The 9,213-nt window shown below is 64.6% G+C and carries 11 protein-coding genes and 1 pseudogene; 6 read left to right on the top strand and 6 right to left on the bottom strand.

Annotation, left to right across the window (positions count from 1 at the left end; translation table 11 throughout):
- Positions 1 to 83: 83 nt before the first annotated feature.
- Both PMN64_RS28135 and PMN64_RS28130 read right to left on the bottom strand, forming a co-directional pair.
- Positions 84 to 1,460 carry a polysaccharide deacetylase family protein gene (locus PMN64_RS28135; RefSeq protein WP_411782996.1) on the bottom strand — a complete coding sequence of 459 codons (1,377 nt, stop codon included), beginning with the start codon at positions 1,458 to 1,460 and terminating at the stop codon, positions 84 to 86.
- Between the two features lie 96 nt (positions 1,461 to 1,556).
- On the bottom strand, positions 1,557 to 2,372 hold the full coding sequence (locus PMN64_RS28130) for a polysaccharide deacetylase family protein (RefSeq protein WP_411783001.1): 816 nt from the start codon (positions 2,370 to 2,372) through the stop codon (positions 1,557 to 1,559).
- Positions 2,373 to 2,456: 84 nt separating this feature from the next.
- On the opposite strand from PMN64_RS28130, the gene mgtE reads away from it, so the two are divergent.
- Positions 2,457 to 3,878, top strand: a complete 1,422-nt coding sequence (mgtE, locus tag PMN64_RS28125; protein WP_411782995.1) for a magnesium transporter — start codon at positions 2,457 to 2,459, stop codon at positions 3,876 to 3,878.
- Positions 3,879 to 4,004: 126 nt separating this feature from the next.
- Positions 4,005 to 4,325, top strand: a complete 321-nt coding sequence (locus PMN64_RS28120; RefSeq protein ID WP_411782994.1) for a helix-turn-helix domain-containing protein — start codon at positions 4,005 to 4,007, stop codon at positions 4,323 to 4,325.
- Positions 4,326 to 5,057: 732 nt separating this feature from the next.
- Here the strand turns inward: PMN64_RS28120 and arsC are convergent.
- Genes arsC through PMN64_RS28100 form a run of 4 tightly spaced genes read right to left on the bottom strand, consistent with a single transcriptional unit; the run spans position 5,058 to position 7,350 of the window.
- Positions 5,058 to 5,459 carry an arsenate reductase (glutaredoxin) gene (arsC, locus tag PMN64_RS28115; protein ID WP_411782993.1) on the bottom strand — a complete coding sequence of 134 codons (402 nt, stop codon included), beginning with the start codon at positions 5,457 to 5,459 and terminating at the stop codon, positions 5,058 to 5,060.
- The gene (gene arsB, locus PMN64_RS28110) at positions 5,456 to 6,517 is read right to left on the bottom strand and encodes an ACR3 family arsenite efflux transporter (RefSeq protein ID WP_411782992.1); all 1,062 of its coding nucleotides are present in this window, start codon (positions 6,515 to 6,517) and stop codon (positions 5,456 to 5,458) included. The genes arsC and arsB overlap by 4 nt, the downstream gene beginning before the upstream one ends.
- A 4-nt stretch (positions 6,518 to 6,521) precedes the next feature.
- Positions 6,522 to 7,049, bottom strand: a complete 528-nt coding sequence (locus tag PMN64_RS28105; RefSeq protein WP_304495702.1) for an arsenate reductase ArsC — start codon at positions 7,047 to 7,049, stop codon at positions 6,522 to 6,524.
- A complete protein-coding gene (locus tag PMN64_RS28100) occupies positions 7,042 to 7,350 on the bottom strand; it encodes an ArsR/SmtB family transcription factor (RefSeq protein ID WP_411783000.1) in 309 nt (102 codons plus the stop codon). Before PMN64_RS28100 ends, PMN64_RS28105 begins: the two co-directional genes overlap by 8 nt.
- On the opposite strand from PMN64_RS28100, the gene PMN64_RS28095 reads away from it, so the two are divergent.
- The 4 genes and pseudogenes from PMN64_RS28095 (at position 7,249) to PMN64_RS28080 (ending at position 9,199) form a co-directional block, all read left to right on the top strand.
- On the top strand, positions 7,249 to 7,530 hold the full coding sequence (locus PMN64_RS28095) for a hypothetical protein (RefSeq protein WP_304500458.1): 282 nt from the start codon (positions 7,249 to 7,251) through the stop codon (positions 7,528 to 7,530). The two genes, PMN64_RS28100 and PMN64_RS28095, sit on opposite strands and share 102 nt — an antisense overlap.
- Positions 7,531 to 7,537: 7 nt before the next feature.
- Positions 7,538 to 7,855, top strand: a complete 318-nt coding sequence (locus PMN64_RS28090; protein ID WP_026192869.1) for an ArsR/SmtB family transcription factor — start codon at positions 7,538 to 7,540, stop codon at positions 7,853 to 7,855.
- Positions 7,794 to 8,027 (top strand): annotated as a pseudogene (locus tag PMN64_RS28085) (FAD-dependent oxidoreductase); the annotation flags it as partial. The gene PMN64_RS28090 and the pseudogene PMN64_RS28085, both read left to right, overlap by 62 nt.
- Positions 8,027 to 9,199, top strand: coding sequence for an MFS transporter (locus PMN64_RS28080; RefSeq protein WP_411782991.1), 1,173 nt, complete (start codon positions 8,027 to 8,029; stop codon positions 9,197 to 9,199). The pseudogene PMN64_RS28085 and the gene PMN64_RS28080, both read left to right, overlap by 1 nt.
- The last annotated feature ends 14 nt before the right edge of the window (positions 9,200 to 9,213 follow it).

The raw sequence follows: 9,213 nt of genomic DNA, 5'->3' as shown, positions 1-9,213 counted from the left end.
CCATCGAGCGCTTCTGCCGCTACAATGCCCCGCCAAAACACGACGCGATGTTGCGAACTTCTGGTTCAGGACACTAGATCCCGTCAATCAGGCACGCGTCTGCCAGCCGACGCCTCGGCGCGCGGCGCGCGCTTCTTCACATTATTGGCGACGTGGACTGAAGCATTCTCCGCAGCCGGCGGCGCGACATGCAAGGGTGCGCCGTGGGCTCTGCTGTGCGCTGCGGTCGGCGCCTGATGCGCAGCCTGCTTCGGATGCCTGGCCTGGCGCGCGGAGAACGCCTGCGCGCGCGATACGCCAACGCCAACGGTCGCGCGCCGCGCGAGGCGGCGATCGGCCGCCGATCGGGCTGCGAGCAGGGTCAGGTCGAGTGCTTCGGGAACGCGGAACACGTCGGACGCCGGGATAGGCAATGTCGAGACCGATGCGAAGCGCGCAAGCTGCGGCTGCGGCCACAGCGTGCGGACGGGCATCGCGACCCGGGTGCGCTGTGCGTGGTCGAGGATGTCGGCATCGCGCCAATCCATGTCGGCAAGCACCGGGGCAGGCAGCGTCCGCGTCGCGGTGAAGACGAAGTTCGGAATCCTGGGCCAGCGCGTGGTCGCCACCGTCTCTGTCGGCGGATGCAGGTACCATTGCTGCGGCTGGGTCGGCGTCGCCGGGCGATCGGGCGTTGCGGGCACGACATGAACGATCCGGTAGCCGCGCTCCTTCAACGTGTTGAGGATGCGCGGCAGCGCCGCAACGGTGCGCGGCTGGATGTCGTGCAGCAGCAGGATGCCCTTGCGCTTGGCTTCGATCCGCTGGATCGCGAGCTCATAGACCCGCTGCGGCGAGATGTGGCGCCAGTCGTCCGCCGGGAAGTCGGCGCTCCAGACCTGGATGCCCTGTGACGCCAGATAGGCCTCCGGGATCTCGGCGCGCATCAGGCCGGGAATCCGGAAGAACGGCGCGAGCTTGCTCTTGTCGCCATTGAGCGCGGCGAGCGTCGAGGCGATGCCGTCGTCGACCTCCTGCCGCACCTTCTCGAGCGGCATCTTGTTCATCGTCAGCGGATGGTTCTGGCTGTGCGTGCCGACGGAATGTCCGGCCGCGATCAGCTTGCGCACGCCCTCCGGATTGAACCGGGCCTGGGACCCGATGGTGAAGAAGGTCGCCTTGACGCACTGGCTGGCGAGAATGGCCAGCACCTGGTTGCTGTATTTCGGCAGCGGTCCGTCGTCGAAGGTCAGTACCACTTCGTGATCGGCGAGCGGCAAGGTCTCCGGATACTGCATGGTGCCGATCCGGGGATGCTCCTTGGGATCGACGACGAGGGTCCGCGAGGTGCCGAGTGCGTTGGGGTTAGGGCAGTCTGCGGCGAGGGCGGCGTACGGCGTCATCAGGCCGCAGCCCAGCAGCGCCGCGCGGACCACGGTCCGCGACCGCTTCCGGATCATCACCATGACGTTTGCAATCATCGAATCTCGGCCGCATTCCAAACGCACTGACGAATCCTTAGGTGCGGCGCGATGAATGCCGCCTTAACGGTCTGTAATCCACCTTGGGTCCCGGGTTCAATGTGTCCGGTCGGACACGGTTTTCATCGCCGGCGGGACGATGTGGACGACGTGGTAATTATGCTCCTGCAGGTACCTCAAGAAGGCGGGCAGCATCTCGGCTGTCCGCATTTGCGGGTCATGCAGCAGGATAATTCCCTTGCGGTGGCCTTCGAGCCGCCCGGTGAGCAGCTTGAGTTCCTCCTCGGGGGTCATCTTGTTCCAATCGCTGGCCCAGAAATCGGCTCCGAACACCGCGATACCGCGCTTTTCCAGGCGATCGAGCAGCGCGGGCGTCGACTCGAAATAGGGGAACCGGAAGAACGGCGTGCTCGGGACCGTGCTTGCGGTGCCGCGCAGGGCCGTCTGGACCGCTTCGATCCCCCGGTTGATGTTCGCCTCGGCCTGATCCGTCGGCATCTTGTTGAGATGCGGATGGTCCCAGCTGTGATAGCCGATGGAGTGGCCGAGGCGCGCGATCTTGCGGACCATATCGGGATGATCGGCCGCGTTGCGGCCGACCATGAAGAAGGTGGCCTGCACGCATTCGGCCGCCAGCGCCGTCAGCACCTTGTCGGTGACCCCCGGCGTCGGACCGTCGTCGAAGGTCAGCACGATCTCGCCATCCCTGAGCGGCAGGGTCTGCGGAAAGCTCTTCAACCCGACGCGCGGATAGGTCGCAGGGTCGACCTCGAGCACACGTGAGGTGCCGAGCGCGTCCTTGCGCTGGCATTCGGCGGCGTGCGCCGAGCCGCACAGTGCAACAGGCGCGAGCGCGACCAGCGCCGCGAAAGCCTTCCGGAGCGGTCGCGGTGCGCCCGACATCTTTCTCATTGCACTGGCCCCTGCCGATTGGGTAATCCGTTCCGCACTCATCCAACCAGTTTTTCCCCTCCTGTCAAACCGGCGAAACACGGCATGGCCGAGAATTTCGACGCTGCCGAACCCGCGGAGGCCGACCCGCTGGCCCGGATGCCGATGCGGAACGAGGAGGGTGAGCTCCGCGGCGAATTCGTCGCGGCGATCACCCGGGCCATCCACGCCGCCGACCGGCCGCTGCTGTGCGAGGTGGTGGCGGAACTGCACGAGGCCGATCTCGGCGACCTGATCGCGGCGCTGGCGCCGGACGACCGCGTCACCCTGGTCGAGATCACCGGCACCGATTTCGACTTCTCGGCGCTCAACGAGGTCGACGAGACGGTCCGCGAGGAGATCCTCGAGGAACTCAAGCCGGAGACGGTTGCCGAGGGCGTCCGGGAGCTCGAATCCGACGACGCCGTCGAGCTGCTGGAGAGCCTCGACGAGGAGGACCAGGAAGAGATCCTGGAGAAGCTGCCGGCGGCCGAGCGCGAGGACATCGAGCGCAGCCTGCTGTACCCGGAGAATTCCGCCGGTCGGCGGATGCAGACCGAGTTCATCGCGGTCCCGCCGGATTGGAATGTCGGGCAGGCAATCGACTACATGCGCGACACGCCGGATCTGCCGGATCGCTTCTACGAAATCTATGTGGTCGACACCGGCAAGCATTTGCTCGGCGCCGTGCCGCTCGACGTGCTGCTGCGCACGCGCCGTCCGGTCCCGATCAAGGACCTGATCGACGAGGACCGCCGCCGGGTCTCCGCGCTGGAGGACCAGGAGGAGGTCGCGCGGATGTTCGGCAAGTACAATCTGGTCGCAGCTCCCGTGGTCGACACCATCGACCGGCTGGTCGGCGTGATCACCATCGACGACGTCGTCGACGTGATCGAGGAGGAGGCCGACGAGGACTTGAAGGCGCTCGGCGGCGTCACCAGTGACGAAGAGCTGTCCGACACGGTGTGGACCATCGCCCGCGGCCGCTTCAACTGGCTCTTGGTCAATCTCGCCACCGCGTTCCTGGCCTCGTCGGTGCTCGGCCTGTTTGAGGGCCAGCTCGAGAAGATGGTGGCGCTCGCGGTGCTGGCGCCGATCGTGGCGAGCCAGGGCGGCAATGCCGCGACCCAGACCATGACGGTCGCGGTGCGCGCGCTCGCCACCCGCGAGCTCGGCTCCTACAACGCGATGCGCGTGGTGCTGCGCGAGACCATGGTTGGGCTCGTCAACGGCATCGCCTTTGCCGTCATCACCGGCATCGCCGCGGTGGCCTGGTTCAAGATCCCCGGCCTCGGCATCGTGATCGGGCTTGCAATCATCTGCAATCTGGTGGCCGGCGCGCTCGGCGGCATCCTGATCCCGATGGTGCTGGAACGGGTGCGGGCCGATCCCGCGGTCGCCTCCGGCACTTTCGTCACGACCGTCACCGACGTGGTCGGCTTCTTCTCGTTCCTCGGCATCGCCACGCTGTGGTTCGGCCTCAAGTAACGCGCTCGCGGGCAGGGCGGCGCATGGTTCGGGCGCGAGCCGCGCCGGGCCGCTTATCGTTAATCCGAACTTAACGCGCTTCATCGATGATGCCGCTATCTCCAAGGGGCCATCACGGGGGCCATCATGCAGCGGTTGCGGCTCAAGGCGGACGGACGGATCGTCGAATTGCGCGACGGGCAGGAAGTCCCGCTCGTGCCCGCACATCCGGACCAGGCGGCGATGCAGCCTGCCGCCGCGCAGCCGGCCGTGCGCGATCTGCGCCGCCGGGCCCAGCTCACCCAACTCGAATTCGCCGCCAAGCTCGGCGTGCCCGTGGAAACCATCCGCAACTGGGAGCAGGGCAAGCGCGCGCCGCGCGGACCTGCCCGCGCGCTGCTCGCCGTGATCGCCCATTCGCCGGAGACGGTGTTCGCCGCGTTGTCGAGCGAGCCGACGGCGGCTTGAGCGGGTAGGGCGTAGTTCGCCATCATTGCTGCAATCTCGGTGTCGTCCCTGCGAAAGCAGGGACCCATAACCACCATGCTGATCGTTATGCGACGCTGGAACGACGAGTCCCGTCCCCAACTTTCGCTGCGGAGTATGGGTCCCTGCTTTCGCAGGGACGACGATGAGTTTGTTGCGCTGGCTGTGAGTCAAACTTCCGCATTCTCGCGACATGAATTGTCCGAGCTTTGGATTTCGTTTCGCCCTCTCTCTTGAAGAGGGCGCAGGGAAAGCCGGGTGCCGATCGCACCCATGGGCCCCGTGCAAAAGGTAGAAAGCACGGGGGGTAGGACCACAGGTGTAACCGGAAACAACCCGGCTTTCCCTGCGCGATGGGTTACGGCTTATACGTGCTCTCCCCGGCGAGACTGGGCTTTTTTGTCACCGTCTTCGCAACGACGCATTCACGTCCTGCGAAGAGACACCTGCCGCTAGGGCGTCAGGCCTGCACGATTTCACCGTCCGCTTCATGCGCACTCGTCAGTTGCGCTTGCCGCGTCCACCGCATCTCACCGCAACACCCGTGACGATGCGCAGCGCCCCTCGATCGGGTGAGACGGGTACGTCTATACACTGAGTTGCTCTTCGGATAAAGCGAAATATTTTTGCGCCGAGTGATTGACAGGTTTTGCTGAGTTGCCCGTCGGGGCCGATTGTCGCACCCAGTGGTGCTGCGTCGGCCGCATCAGCCCGTCATCGCGCCGCTACTACTTCGCCGTCTTCCTTCACAAACCGTCCAACCGGTGAGTCCAGAAGATCGATGACGGCCTCCGATGGCCGGCACAATTGCACGCCTTTCGGCGTCACCACGATCGGCCGGTTGATGAGAATGGGATGTGCCAGCATGAAATCGAGCAACTCCTCGTCCGTCCATTTCGGCTGGTCCAGGCCGAGCTCCTTGTAAGGCGTTCCCTTCTCGCGCAGCAGGGAGCGCACGGGCATTCCCATCGCGGTAATCAGCTCCTTGAGTGTCTCGCGCGACGGCGGCGCCTTGAGATATTCGATGACGACAGGCTCAGTGCCGCTTTGCCGGATCATCGCCAGCGTGTTGCGCGAGGTGCCGCAATCCGGGTTATGATAGATCGTGACGGTCATTGACGCGCCTCCATTGCTGACGCCGGTGCCGAGACGCCAGTTCCGGATTCATACCAGCCTCTCGTTGCCTTCACGATGCGAACCACCGAGAGCATCACGGGGACCTCGACGAGAACGCCCACGACCGTCGCCAGCGCGGCTCCGGAATCAAGGCCGAACAGACTGATGGCAGCGGCCACCGCGAGTTCAAAGAAGTTGCTGGCGCCGATCAGGGCCGCAGGAGCAGCCACGCACCAGGCGACGCCGAAACGCCGGCTCAGCCAATAGGCCAGCCCCGCATTGAGGTAGACCTGGATCAGGATCGGCACCGCCAGAATTGCGATGACGGTCGGCTGCCTGATGATCTGCTCGCCTTGAAATCCGAACAGCAAAACGAGGGTCGCAAGCAACGCGACGAGCGAGATCGGCTGCAGCAGGCGCATCGTGCGGTCGAATGCTCCGCCGCCGCTGCGCAGTAGCACGCCCCGCCAGACCTGAGCGATCACGACGGGCACCACGATGTACAGGACGACCGAAAGCAGCAACGTACCCCAGGGAACGGTGATCGATGCCACGCCCAACAGAAGGCCTACCAGCGGCGCGAACAGGAACACCATGATCGTATCATTCAGCGCGACCTGACTAAGCGTGTAGTGAGGCTCGCCGTCGCAGAGGTTGGACCATACGAACACCATCGCGGTGCAGGGCGCAGCCGCGAGCAGGATCAGGCCCGCGATGTAGGAGGAAATCTGTCCGGGCGGGAGCAAGGGCGCAAAGACGTGGCCGATGAAGAACGATCCCAGCAGCGCCATCGAGAATGGCTTGACGGCCCAGTTGATGAACAGCGTGACGCCGACACCCCGCCAGTGCTCGCGAACCCGGCCCAGCGAACCGAAGTCGATCTTGAGCAACATCGGCACGATCATCAGCCAGATGAGCATCGCGACCGGCAGGTTGACCTTGGCGATCTCGGCGGAAGCGACCGCGCCGAAGAAGCCGGGCATGATGTGCCCAAGTGCGACGCCGGCCACGATGCAGAGCGCTACCCAAAGGGTGAGGTATTTTTCAAAGATGTTCATTGTTTCATGCCACGTCGTTTCGTGAGGACGTCGCGCCCTCGGAACGCCCGATCTCGCGCAGCTTGGTGCCCAGCGAGAGCTTGTCGATGCTACGCAGTGGAAGGTTGATGAAGACGCCGATCCGGTTCTTCAGGTATCGGAACGCAGTCATGAAGGCCGCCTGTTTTTCCAGCTCGGTGCCGGTGGCCTCGGCAGGGTCTTCGATGCCCCAATGGGCAGTCATCGGCTGACCCGGCCAGACCGGGCAGGCCTCGCCGGCGGCGTTGTCACAGACGGTAAAGACGAAATCCATCACCGGCGCATCAGGAGCGGCGAATTCCAGCCAGCTCTTCGAGCGCATGTCATCAACCGGGTAGTTCAGGCTCTCGAGCGTGTGCAGCGCCAACGGGTGCACCGCGCCCTTCGGAGAGCTCCCGGCAGAAAAGGTTCTGAAACGGCCGGCTCCATCTTTTCGCAGGATCGATTCTGCGAGGATCGAACGCGCGGAATTGCCGGTGCAGAGGAACAGCACGTTGTACGGATGGTCAGGCACGGCTTCGCTCCTTTCGCGGCGGAGGGCAACACGGTTGCAAGCTCTCGACGACCGGCGCGCAGACCTCGGGCCGGCCGTCGCAGCAATCCCGAAGCAGGAACACCGCGACGTTGCGAAACTCGTCCAGGTTGGCGCGATAGACGATTGATCGGCTCCGCCTCTGCGAGCTGACGAGGCGGGCCCGGGTGAGGATCGACAAATGCGCCGACAAGGTGTTCTGGGGCACTTCCAGGAGACGGGCGAGATCGCCCGCGGCCAATCCCTCGGGTTCGTGTTTGACGAGCGCCCGGAATGCTTCCAGACGGGTCGACTGCGAAAGGGCTGCGAGGGCCAGAACGGCTACTTCAGTTTCCATATATCCAGATTTATGGAAGTATTGCCGGGAGTCAACCGGATTTTGCGTTCGGTGCGACCGACGCATCCGAATATTTCGAACATTCTAGAAATATCGATTGACGGCGGTGGGGATGTGGATGCATGATGTGATCATGAAGATCGATGATGCAGCAGCGCGCCTTGAGGCCTTGGGCAATCCAACGAGGCTCAAGATCTATCGAGCGCTCGTCCGTGCGGGCCATGCAGGCATGCCCGTCGGTCGCCTGCAGGAACGGCTCAAGATTCCTGCGTCCACGCTGTCGCACCACGTGAAGGGGCTGGTTTCGGTAGGCCTTGTCTCTCAGAAGCGCGAAGGCACGACGCTGGTTTGTCACGCGGAGTACGATGCGATGCAGACGCTGGTGAATTTCCTCGTCGCCGAATGCTGCATCGAGGAGTCCGGCTGCGGCGCGGCGCAATCAGCCGCCTGATTTTTTGGAGCTCGAATTGCCCGAGACCGGCGTTTGTACACGTGGAGGCGTCGAGGGCGGAGGCGCTGCGAGCGGCTGCTGCGGGGGCCCGGCCCCAGCTGGAGCCGACGCCTGCTGCGCGGACGACGCATCTGCCAAGGCGGCAGGTCGCGCCGGTTGTGGCTGCTCCTGATGGGCCGCAGTCGACTCACGATCATTGCGGCGCTCGGTACGGCCCAGACCCTTGCCTGGGGTTCGAGTTACTATCTGCCCGCGATACTCGCCGATCCGATCGCGCACGATCTCGGAATTTCCAGCAATTGGTTCTTTGCGGCATTTTCCGCATCGTTGGTGATCTCCGGGCTGCTTGGTCCGCGCGTCGGCCGGCAGATCGATCGCGTCGGCGGGCGGCAGGTGCTCTGCGCCTCGAACGTCGTCCTCGCTGCGGGGCTCGCCTTGCTCGGTGCCTCCGGGTCGGTGTGGACGATGTCGGCGGCGTGGCTGCTGCTCGGCATCGGCATGGGGCTCGGACTCTACGACGCTGCGTTCGGCACGCTCGGACGCATCTATGGCAACGATGCGCGGGCCTCGATCACGGGCATCACGCTGATCGCGGGATTCGCCAGCACGGTCGGCTGGCCGCTGAGTTCGCTGGGCCTCGCCACGATCGGCTGGCGCGAGACCTGCTATGCCTGGGCGATTGCCCATCTCGTTATCGGACTGCCACTCAATCTACTGCTGCCACGCACCGAACGGGCGGCTTCATCCCAAGCTTTGCATGTGAAGCCCCATATCCGGATTGATCGGACCATGGTGGTGCTTTCATTCGCCTTCGCCGCCGCCTGGACGGTGACGTCCGCGATGGCGGCACATCTGCCGCGGATCGTGGAAGCCTTCGGGGCGACGCCGGCACAGGCCGTGTTCGCGGGCATGATGATCGGTCCGGCGCAGGTCGCCGCGCGTATTCTCGAGGCGGGCTTTCTCAGTCGCTTCCATCCGCTGCTCTCGACACGGCTTGCCTGCCTTACCCATCCGATCGGGGCGTGCGTCATCGGCATCTTCGGAGGCGGTGCTGCGGCCGCTTTTGCTCTTCTGCACGGTGCCGGCAACGGCATCCTGACGATCGCGCGGGGAACGCTGCCGCTCGCGATCTTCGGATCGGAGAACTATGCCTATCGGCTCGGATTGATCGGGGCGCCGTCGCGTATATGCCAGGCGGTTGCGCCGCTGGCGTTCGGGCTCTTGATCGAGCCGATGGGCCGGGCAGTGGTCGTAGTGTCGGCGGGCCTCAGCCTGTCGGCGCTGATCGCACTAACCATGCTGCCGCGAACCAAATCCGCGCCTTCGTCGGCGCCTGCGGAATAAATCCACATCGACTC

The organism is Bradyrhizobium sp. UFLA01-814 (genome assembly GCF_046718885.1).
In the GTDB taxonomy this organism is placed as follows: Bacteria; Pseudomonadota; Alphaproteobacteria; order Rhizobiales; family Xanthobacteraceae; genus Bradyrhizobium; species Bradyrhizobium elkanii.
The sequence above is the reverse complement of the archived record's forward strand: the minus strand, read 5'-3'. Positions and strand labels throughout refer to the sequence as shown.